The sequence below is a fragment of the Anaerococcoides asporogena genome (assembly GCF_029590275.1).
Classification (GTDB): Bacteria; Bacillota; Clostridia; order Clostridiales; family Clostridiaceae; genus JG1575.
In genome coordinates this window covers 2,902,812-2,924,237 of record NZ_CP120965.1, presented here as the reverse complement: position 1 = coordinate 2,924,237, position 21,426 = coordinate 2,902,812, and the positions used below count along the sequence as shown (strand labels likewise).

Genomic DNA, 21,426 nt, shown 5'->3' with positions numbered 1-21,426 from the left:
ACAAAAAGCCCGGGAACTGTTCAGGGCTCTGCCAGGTGTAGTCGTCACCCGGCTGATCGAAGAGACTCTGGCGGACCTGGTCAAAGTTCTGCCGGAAACGGATCTGCTGCATCTTACCTGTCATGGCAGCGTAACTCATCCCATGCTGGAAATCTCCGGGCAAAGCACAGACTACATGAACCTGAATCTAGACGTCGTTCAGAACCTGCCGGTCAAAGCTGGCTGCTTCATCTTTGCCAATGCCTGCTACTCCAATTCTGCGGTCAGTGTGTTCAAGATTCTGACCAGCTTTGGCTGGGAATTCTACAAGGATGGGGCCGGAATCTACATCGGTACCCTGGCCAAGATACCGGAGTTCTACGCCGGTGAGTTTGCGCACCAGTTCTATCAGGCGATGTTCGCCGGAAATGGCTCCACGGTGGGCCAGGTTCTGCGGGAGGTCAAACTCCGGATGTCGTCAGAGCAGAACATCCACTGGCTGATGTACTCCATGTACGGCGATCCGATCAGGAGCTTCCGATTGAAACCCTGATCCGGATTCAACTCGCAAGGAGGGATTACAATGAGTTTTGATGTGTATTTTGTTACGGCGGATTTGAAAAAAGCCAGGTCCACCCTGATCGACGAACGGCGGATCCTGGAGACCCTGGGTCCCAGTGATGAAGCGGTAGCGATTCATCTCAAGGAACTGTTTCAGGCCATCACCGAGGCTGTCAGACCAACGCTGCAGACTCCCGGTGAACTCATGATCGAACTGAGCGGATCCATCGATGTCAAAGTAGATGGCAGCGTCAAGTTCCTGGTGTTCAACGCCAGCGCGGAAGGCTCGGCTTCGGGAACCATGAAGGTTACGCTGCAGACCAAAATCGAACCACAGAAAAACAGTTCTTTGTAGAACTGCTGCCACTGGCTCTTCGTCTTGACGAGTTCCTGATTTTGACAATGGAAGTGCTCTTCGACAAAGAAAATGCCCGGTTCCTCACCTTCAGAGGAACCGGGATGTTTTTTCAGCAGGCAGATGTTTATAGAGAAGGTGCAGTCGTCCTGAATCATTCTTCGATTGAGCCAAGTCACCAGGGGTTAACAGCGGAATTTAAAATACGACTCATGGTATGTTTTTGTTTCTCGAATCATATCTCGAATCATATCTCGAATCTCTTGATTAAAAAATCGAATTAATTAATAAATAGGGACATCTCGAGTTACGTATGGGAACATTTGGTTAAGGTATGTCGATGAAGATTGAAATAATTTCATTTATGTCAACTAATAAATGAGAGATAAAAATGACAATGAACTTACAAATAGAATTTATAGATTAATTTTATTTGTTTTTGTCCTGACTAAGTAGTATGTTGGTGGAAGATACTCAGAAGCAGGCAATGCTCCCAGATTGAAGAAAGAGCACTGAATGAAAAAAACGGTAGATGAAGCCTTTCTGTGGCTCGAATGTTTATCTTTTTGATCTGGTATCAATCATTCATTTAGAGGTGGAACTATGAAAAAAACACTGTCAATTCTAGCCATGGCTATATTGGTTGGGTGTTCCAACGGAACATCGGGATCAGTACCGGCTGCGAGCGGCAATACAGCGGCTGTCGGAACTTCAATTAGTCAAAGCTCACTGACTCAGATGACCATTGCACAGACTGCAGCGCTGCCATCTGCCATAATTCTGAATGCGGAAGAGTTCGTGGAGAAGCTAAAGGCTGAAGGGATTGAGATTGTACGGACCGTATCCTATACAGAGGAAACGGACGCCAACAATCTGCTGGGAAGGCCGAATCAGTATACGTCCAAAGTAAATTTCGCCTTGAAAAAAGACGAAGTATTTGAGGGAGAAGATCCGGAAAATACCATCGAAGTCTTTGAGAAGGAAGCGGATGCCCTGGCCAGAAAAAAATATGTTGAAGGAGTATCCAAAAATCTGTCTTTTGCAACGCAATATATTTATCATAACGGGGTATATGTGCTGAGAATCGATAACCAGACGACACCCAAGGAAGCCAGGCGAATTGAAGAAGTTTTCTTAAGAATCACCAGGTAGATCTTGAAACCAAAGAATGAGGCGGATTGGGCATAGTGAATCCAATCAGGAAGTCTCGGACGAACATTTTAAAAGAAGAACCGTTCAATTGACCTGATTCACCTTCTGTCATGGGAACTGCGGTCAGGACTGGTGGCTGTCTCTTTTTTTGTATTTCCCCCTGATTTCAGCCAGAATACGCTCCAGCAGAGTTCGTATGGTACCGTGAGGAATTGCATTCCTCTTTCTGACGGATCGGACCGCATCATATTTTCCTGATTTTTTTTCTGAAACCTTCAGACCTCTGATTTACCGGATCAGTGGTCTGAAGGTTTTCCAGATGGTTGCGATTCAGTTTGCAGCGGACCAGTTTTTCAGCGAACCAATCGGCAGAAATCCAACTGCCCATTTCAAATCAGAAGGTGCTTTTGTTTTGGGGAGATTAAAAACCAAATTTGTTTTTTCTGGCCGGGACATTGTACAATCTCGTCTTTGACACTTAATTGAGCAAAAAACTCTGTAGAGTGGCTTTAGAAGCCATTCTACAGAGTTTTTCTATTTGTCTTTTTTGCGTAATTTCTTGCCTTCCTTGACTTGCCTAAAAATATTTTTCATCATTTTCGAGCTGATGATTTCCCGATCTGTGTGAATACCAGCGACTTCATGGAGTTGGTCTGTCAGATCCGTTCTGGTGTAAGCCGGAATATATCCCTTGTTTCCCAATTTTCGAAAGCTCATTCCTCTCAATGTGCTTATGATCTCACTTTCCGTGTATTCTTCACCCAAGTTTAGCTCCAGGATCCGAAAGATCAGCAGTGACAGGAAACAGGTTAGGAAATGCGCATGAATCCGATCCTCATTCCGCAAGTAGAACGGTCGCGCTTTGAACTCGCTTTTCAGAGTCCGGAAGCATGCCTCAATCCTCCAGCGCTGTTTGTTGATGGCCAGAATTTGTTCAACCTCACCATCCACATTCGTGCAGACCGCATAGAAACCATCGTACCGGGCTTCTTCGGCAATCTTATCTGCATTGATTTGGAGGAGTTCTTTTTCAGCCACTTCTCCTTCCGATGTGCAGTGGGTCGATTCAATGAAGCGTTTAGGATCATTCGACCGTTTGCGATTCACCGTAGAAGGAGAAGTGGCGAGCTTCTCAGCCCGCAAGACCTGCTGGTCCCGAATGTTCTTTTGGTAGTGCTTGTATTTGGGGGAATAGGTCACGACCAGATGCTGTTCCAATCCATTTTCCTTGATCCAGCGCTCCTTGAAGTAGATCCGGTTGTTTCTGGGGCTGTCATGGATCTTTCGGATATCGATCTTGGCATCTATGCTCGAGAGGCTCCAGCCGCTCGGATCCAGCGCCCAGCTTTTCAGATGGTTCACAAGCTGCTTGATGGACTGGGTTACCACATAGGCTCTGTCCTGAATGGCATTAAATTTACGATTGCTGATACTACCCAAGCCGGCATCGGTGCATACAATAAATTTCGAGAGCTCAAAGTCTTTGATGATTCGCTTTTCTAAGGGTTTGAGCGTAGGCTGCTCGTTCTGATTCCCCGGGTTGATGGAGAAAGCCAGCGGCAGGCCACTGCCGTCCATAAAAAGTCCCATCTGGACAAGGGGCGAGGGCTGATGCTTTTGATTGGCCATACTTTCTCAGATCATCCTCCTGCTCGATTTCAAAGAAATAGTTCGTGCAGTCATAGTAGAGAACCTTGGTATTGCGATCCACCGCCTTAAGGCTGTTTCGATAGACCTGAGTTTCAATGTCGCTGCTGTGAGCAGCCAGAAGACTCAGGGCACGATACACTTGGTGGAGTTCAAAATCCGGCCCTTCAGGGTCAAGTTCCTGGTGTTCAACGCCAGCGCGGAAGGCTCGGCTTCGGGAACCATGAAGGTCACGCTTCAGACTAAAATCGAGCCTCAAAATCATAGCACCTCATAAATTAATAATGCTCTACGGCAACTGATCAGACCGGTCGATGTTCCTGCGGAGGAGATCCCTCCCGGATCACCGGCCGGTTCCATTTCCCATGAGATCCGCAGGTAGAATCCTCCGAATCCTGATCAGGTGAACAAGAACAGGGACAAGGAGGGTATTACACCATCCGTACATAAAGTGTGATGATTGTTTGCAAACATTGGAAGGAGAACAAGAGTATAATTTAAAAGGGAATTTCTAATTGTGTAAGTGAGGTAAGCATGACAAATATTAATAATTATCAGAAAGCCATCCAGCTGCATTCCCGAAAACTTCCGCTGGTTTTGAAGAGTATAGTGGTGGGTTTCAGTGTAAGCATGGTAGTAATCCTGTACCGGCTGGTGCTGTCCCAAGCAGAAGAATGGAGTCTTCTGATCTATGGTTATTTTCGAGACAGAACAGCTCAGATCCCCATATTGTTTCTGATTCTGGGGTTGACCGGTTGGGGGATTGGAAAACTGGTCCGTCAATATCCTATGATCAGTGGTAGTGGAATACCTCAGGTTCGCGGGCAGTTGATGGGGTATTTTGAAAATCAGTGGTTGTCCACTTTGCTCGCCAAATTCTTCGGGGGTGCCGTCTCTATTCTGGCCGGACTGTCCGTTGGCCGGGAGGGTCCATCCATTCAGTTGGGGTCCAGTGTTGCTCAGGGATTGGGCAGCCGTCTGTCGGCAACCCGGACAGAACAGAAAATCCTGATCGCCAGCGGAGCCGGTGCAGGACTGGCAACAGCCTTCAATGCGCCATTGGCTGGAGTAATGTTTGCTCTGGAGGAGATTTTCAGATACTTTTCCCCGGTGATTCTTTTAGCTACCATCCTTTCTGCAATAGCAGGAGATTATTTGTCCAAGGTCATCTTTGGTTTGGATCCGGTGTTTCACTTTTCCATCTCTGGGTCAATGCCGCTGAATCTTTATGGCATTCTCCTGATCCTTGGTGTGGTCGTTGGATTGGCCGGCGCATTGTACAACTTCGTTCTGATCCATACCATTGGGCTGTACCAAAAAGTTGCCAGATTCAATGTTCATCTGAAGACGATTATTCCATTTCTTGTTGCCGGAGTGGTGGGATTGTCGTTCCCAATGGTATTGGGTGGTGGAGAACATATCATAAAGGAACTCAATGCCAGCCGAAGCCTGCAGTGGCTTATCCTGATTCTTCTGCTCAAATTTCTGTTTTCCATGATCAGTTTCGGGTCAGGCATCCCCGGCGGAATCTTTTTCCCGCTGCTTGTGATCGGATCCCTGATCGGGGCAGTCTTTGGCCATGTAGCAATCTCAGCAATCGGAATCGATTCCGAATTGTTTTACCATTTCGTGGTTCTGGCCATGGCTGGTTTTTTCACTGCCATTGTTCGGGCTCCCATCACCGGGATTATCCTGTTGACAGAAATGACCGGATCTTTTCAACACCTTCTTCCCCTGGCAGTGGTGTCAATCATTGCCTATTTGACAGCAGATCTGGTAAAAAGCACCCCGATCTATGAATCTTTGCTGGAGCTGCAGCTGCGAAACCGAGAAGAAAACAGCTGCGATGAACCAGAATGCCGTAAAATCATTGTGGAAACAATGGTTCATCACGGATCCTGGCTGGAGGATAAAAAGATCAAGGACATCGGACTTTCAACGGGTAACCTCGTGATTGCAATTCGGCGCGAAGGTATGGATTTGACGCCAGGGGGAATGACGACCATTCAGGCAGAGGACATGCTGATTGTGCTGACAGACATTCGGCAAGAAAAGGATGTTCGGGAGATGCTGAGGAAATGGGCAGAAAACTGATATACAGATAAAACAGAGGCCGTCGGATCATGCTCCGGCGCTTGTCTTTCAGATCATGCAAGGATCCAACACGAAGTCACGAAACTGCCCATCTTTATGCGGCAGTTTTTTTGACTTCAATTTTTATTGACCTCCTGACAGGCAGCGACGATTTTCTTTTAGTCCCTGCCCGGGCAATACTGCTTCTGATCCCACCGGATGAGTTCTTCATTTTTGGTGAAAATTGCCATGATTCATGCAGCCAAGGGGGGGAGTCATTTTCACTGAACTGGCATCAGCCAGTTGCATAGGTGGGTCGGCTTTGTGCAATACGATCGTTTCATGCAAAAGTCAGATGATCGGATTCCGCATTGAAATCCGGTGGTTCAAGCTCTTAACAGGAATGATCAGCTCCATCCTCAGGCGTTATCGGTGGAGGTCCCGGGGCCCGCAGAACAGTCGGGGCGTGCTTCCTGTTCCCAAATATCGGTCTTGGGAAGTTGTTGGCAGTCCGGTCTGCAGCGATCCCCTCTCAAACAGCCGATCCCGGGATATCTGAGCATACCTGGGTGATCAGATCACACTCCTTGTCACGGCTGATTCGCTTGAAGCAATATTTGCCCGGGAGTCCTGATGGTTGCGGACCTGCTTGTCATTCTGGGGTCGTTGTGCAGCAAAATGCTCTTCAGGCAGACAGCCTGGGAGAAAAAGTCACTCTGAGGTTCGATCAGGGACTGAGTTGTGTGAGACATGCCCCGGACTTTTTCTCCTGCCGGGTTCAATGACCCGAATTCAATCAAAGACACTGGGTGAAATGAGAAGAGAAAGACAGGGATGCGATAAAAAACGGAAATTGTATTTTCTGACCGGAACATTGTACAATGGGTAAGACTGAAAGGGGAGATTTCTGTGAAACTCGCAACAAAAACCACACTCCTGGTTACACTGATCCTGGTGGTTACACTGAGCAGTCTGGCCGGGTTGTCTTATTACCAGATGAGGCGGATGCTGCTGGAGCAGCTGGAAGACCGCCTGCTGGACACCGCATACTATGCAGCTCAGGACAAGGATGTAAAGGAAGCGCTGCTGTCAGGGGATCCGATCCAACGACAGAAGATCGGCGGGATGGCAGAGGACTGGCGCCGCCGGGTCGGGTTTGACTTCATCGTCGTCATCAATCAGAAAAGTATCCGGCTCACTCACCCCGTGGCGGAAAACGTGGGACGTCCCTTTGAGGGGGGCGACGAAGCCAGAGTTCTGCAAAAGGGGGAAAGCTACATCTCAGAGGCCACCGGCACCTTGGGGGAATCCAAGCGGGCTTTTGTTCCGGTCCTGGCCGGAGGCGTGCAGATCGGTGCGGTCAGTGTGGGAACGACACTGGTGGAGATCAATCATCAGCTGACTGCCAAGCTGAATCAGTTTGCTCCCTTTATGTTGTTCGCCAAATTATTTGATGGTTCATTCTTCAATTTAATTGATGCTGAATATCTTATCCTTCAGGGTAGTCGTCAAATTAGTTGATGCCGAATCGTCCAGATATTTGATGGACTTTTTTTATTGGCTGATTCCATCAGGGCGCATTCAGGGCCATGGACAATACACCGGCCCTGTCGGGAGTCCTCAAGGCACCGCTATGCGTTGCAGCCTTGACGGCTCCCGGGGCCGGTGTACGATGTCATTAGCCCGAATGCGCCCAGGCTTTGTATTCTGATCTGTTTATCCCAGTTCGGTTTCACTGATCGCCAGCATGACGATGTCGCTGTTGATCTCGTCAACACCCTGGCTATCACCGATGATCAGACAGGCATCACACAGCTTGTTGATGAGCCGGGGCACCCCACCTGCGGTGTTCACGATGGCCTCCAGAGCGGTGTCGGCAAAGATTCCCAGATTGGCTTTGCATTTGCTGAGCTTCTCCTTGATATAGATATTGGATTCTTCTTTGCTCATCCCTTCCATGTGGTAGTTCATGGTGATCCGCTGGCGAAGCGGCTCGTGGGCGACCAGTCGCAGGGTGTTATTCAGGGCGGGCAGTCCGCAAAGGAGGACAACGGCCCGATCTTTTGAGTCCATTTCAAAGTTGAAGATCATCTTCAGATCGTTCAAGATTTCTGTTTTGATGTAGTTGGCCTCATCCAGGACAATGACCGGAACGATGCGTTTTTCCACAGCATATCGGGTGATCTCCTCCTGGATGATCCGGAAATTATCAGCCTTGCGATATCGCGGCGTTAAGCCTAACTGCTCGGCAAGATGTCGGTAGAAGTCGTTGGTCGTGACGGTGGATAAGGTGATGTAGACTACCTTATACAGGGATGGGTTTAATGCGTTAGCCCAACTTCTGACGATCGTTGTCTTGCCCTTGCCGGCGGTTCCCGTGATCAGGCCAAACCCTCGCGTCGTGAGCAGCAGATCAAGGCGGTAGTTGACTTCCTTGTATTCGTTTGTCTCGATCACCGTCTCATGCCGGGCATTCTTGAGAAACGGATTGAATTCAAGTCCAAAGCGGCCAATATAATTCATGCGTGGGTACCTCCGGTCAGACTGACCTTGTGCCGTTTAATATGAGCGTTATCCTGTTTATTCAAGAGCCGGATCGGTTCGAGTTCGCCGGTGTGCCGGTTGACCAGAAAAACCTCTCTCATGTCCGGAGAATAACGCAGCACGATCCGCTGTTTGGAATAACGGTAGTCCACCTCGTACTCTTTATTGTCAATGGTGATCACATTGTCCGCCGATACGCGGCGCTCGATCTGGAGCAGGAAGCTCTGTTCCAACTGCTCTTCGGACAGGCGCTTGATGAGTGGACCATCCTCAAAGAAGCGATCCATGGGGCAGCGATTGTCCAGGGACGAGTGCAAAGACTGATTGTAGCGTTTGACATACTCCAGCAGGGACTGGCGCAGCTCGTCCAAAGAGGCGTAGTCGCTCATGTTCAGCCCTGACATCCATTGCTGTTTCATGGTCTTGAACCAGCGTTCTACTTTGGCCTTGCCTACGGGCGTGTAGGGAGGGTTATAGTTGAGTACAAAGCCGACCCGGCCTGCCAAAAGGTTCATCTGATGATTTCGGTAGGGGCTGCCATTATCCAGCGTCAGGATCTTTGGTTTGCCGTATCGGCTGATGGCTGACTTGAGAACCGACATGACGTTAATGTAGTTATCGTTGAAGAAGACATCGATGCCGGTGATCATCCTGGATGCATCATCGATCAGGGCGATGATCCAGACCCTGTGCTTCTTGCCATCCACATTCAGATGCACTCCGGTGCTGCTGTCGCCATACCACACTTCATTGGCGTGGGATCGTTCATAGCGTCTCATTTCAGAATGCGCTATGCGATCTGTCTCGAGCTTAAGTTGATTGATGTACCTTGTAACAGTGGAGAGGGATACCTCACCCCGTTTGGCGGTCCCATTCTCCAGCAGCTTCTGGTGGATGATGGTCGCCGGCAGTCGGGGATACTCCCCTTTGAGATACTTGATCTGCTCGGCCATGTCGGCATCAAGCTTTCTGGAGGTGCCGTTATCGTTGCGCTTTTTGGGCATCAGACCGTCAAAGCCATGTTTGCGATAACTGTAGTACCATCTCTCAAGCGTGACGGCAGAGATGGTGGTGTCGGCCCCTCTGGGGGTAGTGTAGATCTTATTTGCGGCGTCTCGAAAAAACGCCTGATTGCTGAGGGCATCCTCGGTGACCCCACTTAGGAGCGGAGCCAGGATCCCGTAGCGGAACAGGGCGGTTTTCTGTCGTTTGTCATCGTTCATTATGGTATCTCCCTATGATAATTTGTTGATCATAGCAAGTGTAATGGCGATGAGAGGACTCGTAAAAGCAAGTTGTGTGGGTTTAAGAAAACAGCAGATTGGGCGTGCATTTAATCTGCATAAGCTGTCGGCCGAAGGCGCGAAAGCAGGCTGGGACGATATTTTTATCCAGGGGAATCTTAAAAGCAGTCAATCGGGGCAGCCAATGCCGCTTAAACTGGCGGATGATGTGGCCAATGGCTGATTCGTCAATGGCGGGCTGCTCCGCCATGATGGGCTCCATGCTCTCGCCTGCCAGATGGGATAGAAGGATCTGGATCTGGTCTTTGAGCAGGATCGAGGAATAGGGAACCAGCCAATCAGGAGTCAGAGCGTGGGTCCTGCCACAGGATTTACAGATGACCCGGTTGATTCTCAGGCGCTCAGAGGCAAACTGAACCTTTATTTTCCGAGTGTAATAGCCGTGGCGGATCAGATCTCCGCATCGACCGCAGGTGCAGCGAAGCTGGTGGAAAGGAATCTGGTCGATGAGCTCGTCGTAAGCTGATTGGTAGTCTTCTTGTGGTTCTTGTTGAAACTGGTTGCTTTTTGGAAGGTAAATAGTTATCATGATATCGCACCCCGAATTGGTGTACTCTGAGAAGTTAATTCTTTTCAGGGGGTAAAAGGCAGATGCGAGCTTTCCAAGGATCGTCTGCCTTTTCGTTTACAGTAAAATACTATATTACCATTAATATAAAACAAGCATCAAACTATTTGACTGGATTTCAGTCAAGCGGTGTGATGCTTGTTCTTTAATTAATCCGACTATAATCACTGATTTCAACATCAGATTTCTTGCGGTTCTATACCTTTATTGTTCTCAGTCTGGTGATTGGGGTGGGCGGAGCCTTTGCGCTGACGGCCAATATCAAGGAATCCATTTTTGGCCTGGAGCCCGAGGAGATCGCGCTGCTTCTGAAGGAAAAGGAAGCCATTCTCGATCATGTCAAAGAGGGGATCATCACACTGGATGAGCATGGTCACCTGATCCAGCACAATCAGGAGGCTGCCCGGATTCTGAGGCTGGCGGACCAGAGCGCGGAGGGGATTATCCAGTCCCTGCGCCAGGATGTCCGAACCGAATCAGTCCATCCCGGGATTGATCAGGAGCTGACGCTGGGGGATGTGTCGATCCTTTACAAATACTCCGTCCTGAAAAATGCCAGGGGTAAGGTTCTCGGACAGGTCATCAATTTCCGGGATACCACCGAAGTTCGGGAAATGGCGGAGGAGCTGACCGGCGTGAAGCGAATGGCCTGGTCGCTGCGGGCTCAGAATCATGAATTCCTCAATAAGCTTCATACCATCGCCGGGCTGATTCAGCTGAATGAACCGGAAGAGGCTCTGTCCTACATTACCGCCACCGCCCATGGCAACGCCAGCTTCAGCAGTCTGATCACCGAAAAAATCAAGAACGTCAACATAGCCGCCCTGATCCTGGCCAAATACTACAAAGCGGAGGAAAGCCGGGTGAGTCTGGCCCTGGATCCGTCTTCCTGCCTGGAGGAGCAGCCCAGGGGGCTGCGGACCGATGAGATGGAGACTGTGATTGGCAATCTGCTGGAGAATTCACTGGATGCGGTGGCCACGGATGGATCCGGTTCAATATCGCTGCTGATCCGACAGGAGCCGGATCAGCTCATCATTCGGGTGAAAAACAACGGACCGGCGATTCCGGAAGCCATCCGCGAGAAAATCTTTGAGGCGAATTTCAGCACCAAAGCCGGACAGCGTGGATACGGTCTTCACTTCATCCGGCGGATTATCGACAGAAATCAGGGGAAGATCCGCCTGGTTCAGACGGAGGATGTAACCTGGGATATCAAGATTCCGATCAAAGGAGATGTAGTTTCATGATCAAAGTACTGATCGTTGAGGATGACCCGATGGTGGCATCCATTAATGCCCGATTCCTGAAACAGATAGAGGGCATGGTCCTGACCGCAGCCGTGCCGGGGCTGGAGGAGGCAAAGCGCGTGCTGACGCAAGAGCAGCCCGATCTGGTGCTGCTGGATCTGTTTCTCCCTCGCGAAAGCGGGATGGATCTGCTCAAGTGGATCCGGGCGCAGGATCTGTCCGCTGATGTCATCCTCATTACGGCGGACAAAACCAGCACCATCGTCCAGGAAGCCTTTCGCTACGGCGCGGTGGACTACCTGATCAAGCCGTTTACTTTTGACCGGTTCCGGGAGGCTCTGGGGCGCTATCTTCAGCGCAAGGGGGAACTGGAACAGAAAAGCGCTCTGACCCAGGCTGAGCTGGATGAGCTCATCCAGGGAGGGGGTACGTCGGCAGACGACCATGAACTGGAAAAGGGCATCAACAAGTATACCCTGCAGCTGATCCTGAAAGCGCTGATTCTCCATCAGGAGGAGCCGCTGTCCGCCGAAGCCATTGCTGAATCCAGCGGGGTAGCCACGGTGACGGTGCGGCGGTATCTCAACTACATGGAGCGCAGCGGCCAGATCGAGCGGCTCGTGGAATACGGCAAAGTCGGCCGGCCGCAGCACCGCTATCAGCTGCTGCCGCACATGCGTTCTGAAAGATAACGGACCAGCTCATCGGGGATGGGCATAAATTACAACACTGCGAGCAGAAGAACAGTATTTCCAGTATCCATGGGCTGGAATGCCACTCCGCCAAGGAGGGAGTCTTGGGCGGTCTGTTTGAAGTCTTGCTAGAAAAGTACACAAACGAGAAGAAATCCTGCAAGGGGGTGTGTTTCTCCCTCGAGTTCTCATTGACATTATGACGAGTCTGACCCTGCCGCTGCTGGTAGAAAGATGCAATGATCCCGTTGCGGTATGATTGGGGTAATGATCGGCGCCGAACACTTTGTAAAACAGACTGACGATTATTTCGACCTGCCCGTCGACCAGAACAACTCCAACGAAGAGAATCGTTTGCTGGCTGCGAGCTTGTGCATGACACGCACCGACTCGCACTGATGAACGTAATGTTACACGATATTTGGAGCAGATACTGCTTACCAACACGCTTTCCAATCAAGGTAAGCAGTTTCCAAGATACGATTTGGGTTCTTACCAATTAGTCGTTCGGGATATGGATATGTGGCGAACACGCTATCCCCGCTGACCTGAAATACTAGACCAGCAACACACACAAATTACTTCCTTCAGCGTATATCGCAGTCTGAAAGCGGTCGGCATAGCTCGCACCGCTCTGGAGTTATCTGATAATGTGCTGATTGCTGACGGCGACTGGTTGACAGTACGCTCCATACCTCATGGACAAATGCACCTTGCATCCTGTTTGTGTATGCCAACAGGGATTTTCTAAGCTTATAGTGTAAGACGAATGTGCTTTTCTTCATACAGAGATAAAGCAACCGAGGCATTTATAGTGAAGTCTGGTTCTGTGATCCGGGAATTAATATGCCTTTATATGGAAAGATAACGCCGCTGACTCACGCGCACTTTGATAGGTTTGAGGCTGCTTATTCCACCGCCGACCGCGAAACTGTGTCGGAGAACATGTCTGCTGATTTTCCCGTGAGCAGATCGCCATCAAGGAAATCCTCCGCATCCTCGACTACCTGTTTGAGATGGAACAGAAGGCACTGGAGCTTGCTGACGGGGTAAAGTGGGTGGGTATGTTAAAGTAGGCTACTTTTGACGCAGGAGTTTCGGGAGATCTAGTTTAGATTCAAGATGGAATAAATATTATACGGAATTTTATTGGACATATATGAGGAATCTTGTAAAAATTATAGATGAAAATATATTTATATGTTAAACTATTGGAAGAGTCGATGATGAATGAGGAGAGATTTAATGATCATTAATAGTAAGAATAATCCTATCATCCCCAAAATCGTTCGCAGCATCGTGAAGGCGGTAACCGAGGACGTGCCTGAGTACTGTCGGGAACAGGGCAGGGAAACCAATAACGCAATTACCCAAATGCGCGGCGACTGCATTAACGACAACCTAAGATCTATGGTTATTGATCCTGGCGTTGTCGATTTTGTTTCGTTCAGGCGATATATATGGGAGGGGCGGCTCATTGTAGATAGGGCGAATAAGACCTCTTATTCGATAACTACGAAAGCGACGCTTAGAGGTATCCCGAAAAAGCAACGCACCTCACCCCATTTCCTGCAGTCCATTCTGTATGCTGAAAACGGAGGCATTCAAGCTCCGGTCAAGCAGACTACTTTGTTTAAAATGTCAGCTTTTGATGATGAGAGCCTCGCTGCCGATTTTAACTCGATTGTGGGCGACTTGATAAACCCGGTTGAAGGTTATCATCATTTTGTAGTGGCTTATGAAGCCAACAAGGTTGACGTTACGAGTATAAGCTTGGAATACCTAGATAAGGACTTTAATGTTGTAGAAAGCACCTCTCTTAATGAATATATTGCGCCTAACTTCGCCTCTCTTACGGAAGATACTGATAACCGTGAAACGTCAGTTCAGGCCCCGGAGACCGCAAAGAGTTTCCTGATTATTAAGGAAAAATCCATACGTCCGAAACTGCGAGACATTCCCGAAGAAGCATAATCCTTCAGAATGGAGAACTATTATGAAAACCGCTGCCTTTAATGGTGATAGATTGAAACATGCTCGCCTGTTTAGAGCGTTAACATTGACAGAACTTGCTGGAAAAACAGGAATCAGCAAACAGTCGCTTTCGTTGTATGAGAACATGAAGGAAGGCAAAGTAGACTTCGAAAAAGCACAGACCATTGCTTCTGCGCTGAGTTTTCCTGTACATTATTTTTTCCATAATGATAATCTCAAGATTGCGACGGAAGTAACATACTTTCGTTCGCTTGTTAGCGCGACGAAAATGGATCGTATATCACAAATCATAAAGCTTGAAGACGTAACAAGAATGTATGAGGCGCTACTTGGTTATATAGATTTTCCTATGGTTAACCTGCCTGACGTTGATTTTACCGGAACTGACGATGAGTTTGACGATACTGCAAACATTGAAATGCAGCGGCAAATCGAACGGATCGCCCAAAATCTTCGTGAGTTTTGGAGTGTTGGCAATACGCCAATAACTAATCTGCAGCTGCTTCTTGAAAAAAACGGCATAATTGTTACTGGTTTTGACACATTCGAGAAAAAAATCGACGCCTTTAGTCAAAGGACTACTGTGTCTGATAAAGAAAACTTTATCATTGCGCTTTCACTAGGCCATTGTCCTGAGGGCAGGATACTGTTTGACATGGCACACGAGCTGGGGCATATCCTACTCCATCCTTGGAGTGAAAGCCCGGAGCTTATTACCAAAGAAGAGTTTAAATCCCGCGAAAAGCAAGCAAATATGTTCGCCAGCGCATTCTTATTGCCCGACAATGGTTTTGGCAATGAACTGCGTGAGTATTCGGCGTATGTTACTGATCTGAGCTTCTATAAAACCTTAAAGAAAAAATGGAGAACATCAATTCAGGCGATGCTGTATAGAGCTAACCAACTCGAAATTATCTCCTCTAATCAGTTCCAGTATTTGATGCGGCAAATTTCAAAGAACGGTTGGCGCACCAAGGAACACGGCGATGAACCTTACTTTTTGAATGAGAACATATTTCAAGGGGCAATCGATCTTCTGCTTGAGGAGCGGATTCTTACCGTCAATAGTTTGCTCCGTGTTTTCGAGTCATATGGGGTTAATCTGTTTAAGTCTGATATAGAGATTCTACTGAACCTACGAGAAGGTACTCTCGCAACGCCCGAAAAAGCTGAAAACATCATTCAGCTTAAGCGTGTGAACGAGTGATAGGAGATTGTTATGGGCGAGCAGTACGATGCATTTCTGACAACCGAAAACTTTACCCTTGCTTATATACGTATTAAGACTGCGTCGAAAAGTGTGTATAAGGATTTTTTCTATGATGATTTTCGAGCATTCGAAGCATTTTTTGATATCAATATCGGTGAGCTTCTCCACCAAGTGAAAGAAGACATTTATATCCCTTCTAAGTGTGAGCGTTATTATGCCCCAAAGAAGAAAAATCTTGCTCGTCCTATGACTATGTTAAATTTACTCGACCAGATTGTATATCAAGCAATCGCCAACATCGTAGCTGACAAAGTTACCCCATGTATGAAACGATATTTCAATATTAATATTTTCGGAAATTTATTTACGACTTCAGATGCAGAAAATAGTATTTTCTTTTATGAAAAATGGAAAAACCAATGGAAGAAATTTAATGAGAATAAGCGCAAGGCTTTTGAAGCTGGATACGAATACAGTGCTGAATTCGATATAGCCTCCTTTTACGATACCATTGATCACAGCATTCTCGTGGAAGTTTTAAAGCATCACGAAATTGATGAGAAGCTTATCGATCTGCTTCAGTGTTGCCTTAATAGTTGGACTGTATCCTCGACATCGAACTGGGGTTTTAGTAAAACAAGTGGAATACCTCAAGGAACAGTAAGCTCTGCGTTTTTTGCAGAATTGTTTCTTTTTCAACTTGATGAAAAAATGCGTTTGCGTCATGAAATCCGCTATTTCCGTTATGCCGACGATATCAGCATTATGGCAAAAAGCGAACAAGAATGCAGGAAAATGATTGTTTTCCTTGATTTGCTTGCCCGAGATTTATCTCTTGTTCCTCAGACCGAAAAAATCGAAGTTGCAAGAATTCTTGATATTAACGAACACATAAGGGCAAGTAAAATTCAGTTCTCCAGCATCGCACGGGAGTTCAAGAAAAGCGATGGAAAACTGAAAAGCAAAACTCACCGAAACCTTAAAGCAAAATTTATTGAGTGCATAGTGGACGATACAAAATTCGATAAAAGCATTGTAAGATTTGCCCTATATAAACTCAACGAAGACGTGGAAGTAAAAAAGGTGATCATCGATAACATAAGAAAGCTGGAGCTCTATTATGATGGTGTAATATTTTATTTTGATAAGTTTTATTCCGAAAACGATTCTTTCGGACAATACATACTTAACTATCTTCTTGGAGACACTGTTCTTTTTCAATATAATAAGGCGTTGTTATTCCGAAACTATAATCACCTTGCATTTGATGAGATAATATTTCGATCAAACTTTCAAGAGAACAAGCCGTTTTGGATTGTCCAATATTATTTGATAACTTGGCTAATCCGTTGCAGTCAAGAAGCATTAGCAGAACAGGTGTACTCTGGAGATAACTATTATATTAAACGTCGCATAAATGAAATAAAATACAACAGATTAAACGGTGTAGCCAAAGAGATCTTTGTTGAGGAGCTACTATCTAGCTCAGATCCGATGATAGCAATTCAAGGTTTATACTTAATGAGTAATTTGTTTTTTTTCAAGCCTAAAGGCGCTATGCCCCAGACTGGATTTGCCGCCCGTGTACTACAAGGCGGGGGTGAAGACTATATTCACCACGTGTTAAAAACAGTCTTTGGGGTAGAAATACCAGAGTCATTTATAAATCGACTGAAACAGGACGAGAGTATATATCTCGAAGCAAAAGCAAGCCTTCGGGATTTCATGAACGGCTTAACAATTGATCCAAGCAAGTCGTTAATGAGCCTGAATCTGTTTCATAATATTGTATTTGATTTATTATCACACGAGAAAGGCTATACTGGCGAGTTTGGGAAAAACATAAATCAAATTGCAGCAGATTTCCCATTAGCTGAAATCGCATTTTCATCAATAAACCAAGCACGAAACCAAAAAACCATATCCCATTACAAAGATAAAAATGGAAAGCCGCGAGCAAGAATATCAAAGAGTGAGTATAACAAGCTTTTAACTGATGCAAGACTCAATGAGGCATACAATGAGATTTTCGCTTTTTTTGATCAGTTACATAACACACACACATTAACCAGGTAAAAAACTATCTATTTTGATCATAATATAATAATCCGCCAGTGCCACCCTGGCGATTCTAACATCTCTCCAAGCCGCTCCCTCAAGGGCTTCGTGTTCTTTTTCTCGATTCTTTCCACAAACTGTTTGAGAAAGTAGCGGCGTTCGAGGCTTGAGAGAGAGTTCAAGTTCTGATGGAGTTCGGCATGATGTAGAGAATGACGTTCGCCTCGTCCTTGTGGATGGTCTGTTTATTCTCGCCTTTGGAGCTGACGCCGCCTCCATAAAGAAGTGGAGAACCTAAGCCTACAGCGCTTCAGCGCCTCTTTTTTGTTCTGCTCCGCTTCCATACAGCTCTTACCTCATGAACCGGATATACGAAGAACATTCAGAAAAATGTTGTCAGTCTATATGACAGTATCTTCCTTAATCCATCGGAAACAGTGGTTTCCAAATGGTTCATTTAATCCAGAATGACCTATTTTTTGGTGGTTAGTAGGTTCATTGCTTCGTATGAGGCGGGTGCTACAATCACAACACCCGGCTGCGCCGCCTGTCTGGGTACTCATGAGGGGGATTCTGGGGCCGGGAGAAGTCTGCATCACAAGTACCAACCGGAATTTCAAGGGACGCATGGGGTCGAACGAGGCCAGCCTCTACCTGGGCAGTCCAGCGGCGGTGGCAGCCAGCCTGCTGGAAGGCCGCATTGCCGATCCCAGACCTTATCTGGGCCTGGAGGTGAAGTAGCATGGAACGAATCATCAAAGGTCCTGTCCTGGTTTTAGGGGACAATATCGATACGGATGTCATTCTGCCCGGACGGTTTCTGGAATTGACGGATCCTGCGGCCATTGGCAGTCATTGCCTGGCCGGCCTCAGCGAGACCATCGCGCCGCAGTTTCCCAAAGGAGGTCTGGTGGCAGCCGGGAAGAACTTCGGCTGCGGCTCCAGCCGGGAGCATGCCCCCATCCCTATGTGTCAGACTAGTTGTCAGTAGGAATTCAACATAGTATAGTAAGCATACCTACTGAGAGGATAATGATAATGGTTTATAGCAAAGAGTTAAAAGATGCAATGGTTGCGAAAATGCTGCCTCCGAATAATCAATCAATCTCCAGGATTTCCAAACAAGAAGGGATCCCGCAAGCGACACTTCGAAAATGGAGAGATGGCGCCCGTGCAAACGGGCAGGCTGCCCCTGCTACTGATGCGCCTTCGGATGATTGGACCACAGAGGACAAGTTTCTGATCGTAGTTGAGACAGCAGGGATGACTGAAACTGATCTGGCGGAGTATTGCCGCAAGAAAGGCATTTACGCTGAGCAGATCGAATGGTGGAAAAACGCCTGCATGCAGGCCAATGGCGAGGTGGCGGAAGAAGCCAACCGTCTGAATAAAGCTTTGAGACAAAGGGACAAAGAGTTAAAACTCATGGAGAAAGAGCTTCTGCGCAAGGAAAAAGCCCTGGCAGAAACGGCGGCTCTGCTGATACTGCGAAAAAAAGCGAATGCGATTTGGGGAAACTTGACGGAAAACGAGGACGAATGATTAACGCCTCAGATCGCAGCAAAGCCATCCTGTTAATCGATGAAGCTGTAACGAATGGAGCCAGAAAGCCAGTTGCCTGTAAGGAGATTGGTCTTACTGAACGCACCTATTATCGCTGGGTCGGCCTCTCCAAGACTACCGGTGACTATATTGACCGAAGACAAACGGCGAAGCGCTCTGAGCCGAGCTGTTACTGCTATTGTTCCTTGTCCAGAAGTTGATGGTATTTCTTGTCCGGGAATTGCTGGAAAGAATGGCAAGTTGAGAGAAATTTCAACTTGCCATTTTGTTTAGCTCAGTTCACCATTGATGACCAGTTTGACCATGTGGTCGTCAATGATTCGCTTTCCACTTTGGTAACCAAAGATCAGAGTGCTGGTACACACTTGGTTGACTAGCCTGGCGGATCCACCGGAATATCGATAGATTGCCTCAGTAGCCTCATCTGAGAAGAGCTCATGGTCGATCCCGGCATATTCCAGGTGGCGTTTCATGTATCCCTTCACCTGTGAGTGGTCCATCAATTGTATTTTGCACTGGATGTCGATCCGTTGCCGGATCGCCGTATAGGACTGCATCTGGAGTTTCTCCCATAGCTCGACCTGGCCCACCAGAACCAGTGCCATGGGACTGACGGCATCCATCCGGAAGTTGAGGAGAAAACGTACCTCTTCAAGCATTTCTCGATCCAGCAGATGCGCCTCATCGACAACGACCACCGGACGCTTATTGTGGAGTCCTTTCATCAACTCGATCTCTTTATGCAGCTGGCGTTTGGCATCCCCTCGATAGAATCTTGATTCGGCCCCTAACTGATCCAGCATCCCTTTGTAGAAATTTCTCGGCGTCATTTTCGAGTCTGCCAGATAGATCAGGGTGTATCTGGTGTCATCCAGTTGATCGCGGAATCGGCGAATGGTGGTCGTCTTACCAGTGCCGCACTCTCCGGTGAGTACACAGAAGAGTTGCCGTTCGGCGACATAGGATAATCTGCTTAGGGACTCCTCCAGCGTATTGGAAGGGAATAGTTCCGTAGTCGGCAGATCCCGACAGAATGGAGTTTTCTTGAAGCCATAAAACGCTTCAAACATCACTGCCACCCCCTTTTCTTATGTCTTTGAAAGAGATGGCCGTAGACTGCTATTTGTCTTTTCGCTTCTGATTCTGCTTTTGGGCACCATCGAGTAACCGGGAAGAGGTTGGCTTGACTGGAGTCAGGAACTCCGGCAGCTGAGGCTTGGGCGCCACACGCTCCCCAATGACCAGCTTTCTCACCACAAAGGGTTTGTCATCCTGATACTCAATGCTCAGTTCCTCGGTGTTACTGGGGTCATAGACCACTTCCACGCTGCGAGCCACATAGGGTAGCCCAACTTCATACTTCGCGCCGCCAAAGTTGATGCAGCCACTCTTGTCGACTTTTCTGGTCTCGGCGTGCAAAAAGCGGTAATTGTCAAGATAGTTGTCGCAAATCTTGGTCAGAATTCTTCTCCGGATTGAGCCATACTTCTTTGGGCATAGACCAGTCGCGGATACTCTTGGACCACCGCAGAGGGTTCTTCTTTCGTGCCAGCTCATATACCTGCCGGCGTTGTTCAAGGATCTTATCCGCGACGCCTGAATGGACCTGGTTTGGCGTGACAAATCCGATCCCGCTGTGATGATGTTCGAACCGGTACCACCGCACGAAAGTAAGGCACCAGTTCCTGGATTCCTCCAGGGAAACGAAGCCTTTGAGTGGATAGTCGGGACGGTATTTGCAGGTCCTGAACATGGACTCGGAGTAGGGATTGTCGTTACTCACTCTTGGCCTGCTGCGTGATGGCGTGATTCCGAGCTCATAGAGCGTGTGCAGCATGGTTGCCCCCTTCATCGGGCTTCCATTGTCGGAGTGCAGGATGAGCGGCTGCTGATTAAGGAGCAGGCCTTGGGACGGGACGGCTTTTCGGATGAGATGGCTGGCATGTTCGGCGGATTCTTCCTCCCACACTTCCCAGCCCATGATATCGCGGCTGAAGATGTCGAGGATGAGGTAGAGGTAGTAGTAGAGCCCCTTGATGGGGCCGGGAAGGTAAGTGATGTCCCAGGACCAGACCTGGTTGGGCGCAGTGGCGACAAGGCGGACTACAGCCCTCCTGCAGGGCTGCTCGCTTCTGCCGCGGTGACTGATCTGGGCTGCTTCATGCATGACTCGGTAGAAACTCGATTCCGACGCAATATAGGTCCCTTCATCGGCCAGCGCGGGTACGATCTGGCTGGGTGGTTTGTCCGCATACTCCGGCCTGTTCACGGTCTTTAGGATAGTCTGCTTTTCTTGAGACGTCAGCTTGTTCTTCGGCTCTGGCCTTGCGGCCAGGGGTCTTTGATCCTCATGGGGCTCCTTCGGATTCACCCATCTCTGATATGTCCTTGGGGAAAGGCCCAGTTCTTGACAGGCCACGGCCTGCCTGGCACCGGAGGCGACCGCTTCCTCTACCAGCTGGATAAGGAATGCGC

General features: G+C 48.1%; 21 protein-coding genes and 1 pseudogene. 15 read left to right on the top strand and 7 right to left on the bottom strand.

The window, feature by feature from the left end; genetic code table 11:
• Window positions 1-10 precede the first annotated feature (10 nt).
• From P6M73_RS13430 to P6M73_RS13420, 3 genes and pseudogenes are all read left to right on the top strand, one after another.
• Window positions 11-532: pseudogene (locus P6M73_RS13430) on the top strand (C25 family cysteine peptidase); the annotation flags it as partial.
• 30 nt (window positions 533-562) lie between these two features.
• Window positions 563-895 (top strand): hypothetical protein, encoded by a 333-nt coding sequence (locus P6M73_RS13425; RefSeq protein ID WP_277853540.1) that lies wholly within the window; start codon window positions 563-565, stop codon window positions 893-895.
• A 603-nt stretch (window positions 896-1,498) separates the two neighbouring features.
• The gene (locus P6M73_RS13420; protein WP_277853539.1) at window positions 1,499-2,047 is read left to right on the top strand and encodes a hypothetical protein; all 549 of its coding nucleotides are present in this window, start codon (window positions 1,499-1,501) and stop codon (window positions 2,045-2,047) included.
• A 534-nt stretch (window positions 2,048-2,581) separates the two neighbouring features.
• Here the strand turns inward: P6M73_RS13420 and P6M73_RS13415 are convergent.
• The gene (locus P6M73_RS13415) at window positions 2,582-3,676 is read right to left on the bottom strand and encodes an IS1634 family transposase (protein ID WP_277853538.1); all 1,095 of its coding nucleotides are present in this window, start codon (window positions 3,674-3,676) and stop codon (window positions 2,582-2,584) included.
• On the opposite strand from P6M73_RS13415, the gene P6M73_RS13410 reads away from it, so the two are divergent.
• From P6M73_RS13410 to P6M73_RS13400, 3 genes are all read left to right on the top strand, one after another.
• Entirely contained in the window at window positions 3,669-3,971 is a 303-nt protein-coding gene (locus P6M73_RS13410) for a hypothetical protein (protein WP_277853537.1), read from the top strand. The genes P6M73_RS13415 and P6M73_RS13410 overlap by 8 nt on opposite strands.
• A 257-nt stretch (window positions 3,972-4,228) precedes the next feature.
• Window positions 4,229-5,788 carry a ClC family H(+)/Cl(-) exchange transporter gene (locus P6M73_RS13405; RefSeq protein WP_277853536.1) on the top strand — a complete coding sequence of 520 codons (1,560 nt, stop codon included), beginning with the start codon at window positions 4,229-4,231 and terminating at the stop codon, window positions 5,786-5,788.
• An 888-nt stretch (window positions 5,789-6,676) separates the two neighbouring features.
• Entirely contained in the window at window positions 6,677-7,288 is a 612-nt protein-coding gene (locus tag P6M73_RS13400) for a sensor histidine kinase (RefSeq protein WP_277853535.1), read from the top strand.
• A 195-nt stretch (window positions 7,289-7,483) separates the two neighbouring features.
• On the opposite strand, the gene P6M73_RS13395 is transcribed toward P6M73_RS13400, so the two are convergent.
• The 3 genes from P6M73_RS13395 to P6M73_RS13385 form a co-directional block, all read right to left on the bottom strand.
• Window positions 7,484-8,290, bottom strand: a complete 807-nt coding sequence (locus tag P6M73_RS13395) for an ExeA family protein (protein WP_277853358.1) — start codon at window positions 8,288-8,290, stop codon at window positions 7,484-7,486.
• Window positions 8,287-9,534 carry a DDE-type integrase/transposase/recombinase gene (locus P6M73_RS13390; protein ID WP_277853359.1) on the bottom strand — a complete coding sequence of 416 codons (1,248 nt, stop codon included), beginning with the start codon at window positions 9,532-9,534 and terminating at the stop codon, window positions 8,287-8,289. Before P6M73_RS13390 ends, P6M73_RS13395 begins: the two co-directional genes overlap by 4 nt.
• An 82-nt stretch (window positions 9,535-9,616) precedes the next feature.
• Complete coding sequence (locus P6M73_RS13385) at window positions 9,617-10,144, bottom strand: DUF6431 domain-containing protein (protein ID WP_277853360.1); 528 nt, start codon at window positions 10,142-10,144, stop codon at window positions 9,617-9,619.
• 227 nt (window positions 10,145-10,371) lie between these two features.
• Here P6M73_RS13385 and P6M73_RS13380 point away from each other — a divergent pair, with 227 nt between their 5' ends.
• From P6M73_RS13380 to P6M73_RS13340, 9 genes are all read left to right on the top strand, one after another.
• Complete coding sequence (locus tag P6M73_RS13380) at window positions 10,372-11,433, top strand: sensor histidine kinase (RefSeq protein WP_277853534.1); 1,062 nt, start codon at window positions 10,372-10,374, stop codon at window positions 11,431-11,433.
• Window positions 11,430-12,125 carry a response regulator gene (locus P6M73_RS13375; protein WP_277853533.1) on the top strand — a complete coding sequence of 232 codons (696 nt, stop codon included), beginning with the start codon at window positions 11,430-11,432 and terminating at the stop codon, window positions 12,123-12,125. The genes P6M73_RS13380 and P6M73_RS13375 overlap by 4 nt, the downstream gene beginning before the upstream one ends.
• Window positions 12,126-13,370: 1,245 nt before the next feature.
• On the top strand, window positions 13,371-14,099 hold the full coding sequence (locus P6M73_RS13370) for a DUF5986 family protein (RefSeq protein WP_277853532.1): 729 nt from the start codon (window positions 13,371-13,373) through the stop codon (window positions 14,097-14,099).
• Window positions 14,100-14,121: 22 nt separating this feature from the next.
• Window positions 14,122-15,327 carry a helix-turn-helix domain-containing protein gene (locus tag P6M73_RS13365; RefSeq protein ID WP_277853531.1) on the top strand — a complete coding sequence of 402 codons (1,206 nt, stop codon included), beginning with the start codon at window positions 14,122-14,124 and terminating at the stop codon, window positions 15,325-15,327.
• 12 nt (window positions 15,328-15,339) lie between these two features.
• Entirely contained in the window at window positions 15,340-17,406 is a 2,067-nt protein-coding gene (locus tag P6M73_RS13360) for an RNA-directed DNA polymerase (RefSeq protein WP_277853530.1), read from the top strand.
• 498 nt (window positions 17,407-17,904) lie between these two features.
• The gene (locus tag P6M73_RS13355) at window positions 17,905-18,129 is read left to right on the top strand and encodes an aconitase family protein (RefSeq protein ID WP_277853529.1); all 225 of its coding nucleotides are present in this window, start codon (window positions 17,905-17,907) and stop codon (window positions 18,127-18,129) included.
• A 1-nt stretch (window position 18,130) separates the two neighbouring features.
• Window positions 18,131-18,379, top strand: coding sequence for a 3-isopropylmalate dehydratase small subunit (locus P6M73_RS13350; protein ID WP_277853528.1), 249 nt, complete (start codon window positions 18,131-18,133; stop codon window positions 18,377-18,379).
• Window positions 18,380-18,426: 47 nt separating this feature from the next.
• Complete coding sequence (locus P6M73_RS13345) at window positions 18,427-18,930, top strand: transposase (RefSeq protein ID WP_277853527.1); 504 nt, start codon at window positions 18,427-18,429, stop codon at window positions 18,928-18,930.
• Window positions 18,927-19,151, top strand: coding sequence for a helix-turn-helix domain-containing protein (locus P6M73_RS13340; RefSeq protein ID WP_277853526.1), 225 nt, complete (start codon window positions 18,927-18,929; stop codon window positions 19,149-19,151). The genes P6M73_RS13345 and P6M73_RS13340 overlap by 4 nt, the downstream gene beginning before the upstream one ends.
• A 69-nt stretch (window positions 19,152-19,220) precedes the next feature.
• Here P6M73_RS13340 and P6M73_RS13335 read toward each other — a convergent pair whose 3' ends face one another.
• Genes P6M73_RS13335 through P6M73_RS17055 form a run of 3 tightly spaced genes read right to left on the bottom strand, consistent with a single transcriptional unit; the run spans window position 19,221 to window position 21,370 of the window.
• Entirely contained in the window at window positions 19,221-20,021 is an 801-nt protein-coding gene (locus P6M73_RS13335) for an ExeA family protein (protein ID WP_277853525.1), read from the bottom strand.
• A gap of 49 nt (window positions 20,022-20,070) precedes the next feature.
• Window positions 20,071-20,370, bottom strand: coding sequence for a Mu transposase C-terminal domain-containing protein (locus P6M73_RS13330; protein ID WP_277853524.1), 300 nt, complete (start codon window positions 20,368-20,370; stop codon window positions 20,071-20,073).
• 13 nt (window positions 20,371-20,383) lie between these two features.
• Window positions 20,384-21,370 (bottom strand): IS3 family transposase, encoded by a 987-nt coding sequence (locus P6M73_RS17055; protein WP_489666453.1) that lies wholly within the window; start codon window positions 21,368-21,370, stop codon window positions 20,384-20,386.
• Between the last annotated feature and the right edge of the window lie 56 nt (window positions 21,371-21,426).

Coding starts and splice junctions, on each gene's coding strand:
- P6M73_RS13425 (WP_277853540.1), top strand. CDS start 563: ATGAGTTTTGATGTGTATTTTGTTACGGCGGATTTGAAAAAAGCCAGG.
- P6M73_RS13420 (WP_277853539.1), top strand. CDS start 1,499: ATGAAAAAAACACTGTCAATTCTAGCCATGGCTATATTGGTTGGGTGT.
- P6M73_RS13415 (WP_277853538.1), bottom strand. CDS start 3,676: ATGGCCAATCAAAAGCATCAGCCCTCGCCCCTTGTCCAGATGGGACTT.
- P6M73_RS13405 (WP_277853536.1), top strand. CDS start 4,229: ATGACAAATATTAATAATTATCAGAAAGCCATCCAGCTGCATTCCCGA.
- P6M73_RS13395 (WP_277853358.1), bottom strand. CDS start 8,290: ATGAATTATATTGGCCGCTTTGGACTTGAATTCAATCCGTTTCTCAAG.
- P6M73_RS13390 (WP_277853359.1), bottom strand. CDS start 9,534: ATGAACGATGACAAACGACAGAAAACCGCCCTGTTCCGCTACGGGATC.
- P6M73_RS13385 (WP_277853360.1), bottom strand. CDS start 10,144: ATGATAACTATTTACCTTCCAAAAAGCAACCAGTTTCAACAAGAACCA.
- P6M73_RS13375 (WP_277853533.1), top strand. CDS start 11,430: ATGATCAAAGTACTGATCGTTGAGGATGACCCGATGGTGGCATCCATT.
- P6M73_RS13370 (WP_277853532.1), top strand. CDS start 13,371: ATGATCATTAATAGTAAGAATAATCCTATCATCCCCAAAATCGTTCGC.
- P6M73_RS13365 (WP_277853531.1), top strand. CDS start 14,122: ATGAAAACCGCTGCCTTTAATGGTGATAGATTGAAACATGCTCGCCTG.
- P6M73_RS13360 (WP_277853530.1), top strand. CDS start 15,340: ATGGGCGAGCAGTACGATGCATTTCTGACAACCGAAAACTTTACCCTT.
- P6M73_RS13350 (WP_277853528.1), top strand. CDS start 18,131: ATGGAACGAATCATCAAAGGTCCTGTCCTGGTTTTAGGGGACAATATC.
- P6M73_RS13345 (WP_277853527.1), top strand. CDS start 18,427: ATGGTTTATAGCAAAGAGTTAAAAGATGCAATGGTTGCGAAAATGCTG.
- P6M73_RS13340 (WP_277853526.1), top strand. CDS start 18,927: ATGATTAACGCCTCAGATCGCAGCAAAGCCATCCTGTTAATCGATGAA.
- P6M73_RS13335 (WP_277853525.1), bottom strand. CDS start 20,021: ATGTTTGAAGCGTTTTATGGCTTCAAGAAAACTCCATTCTGTCGGGAT.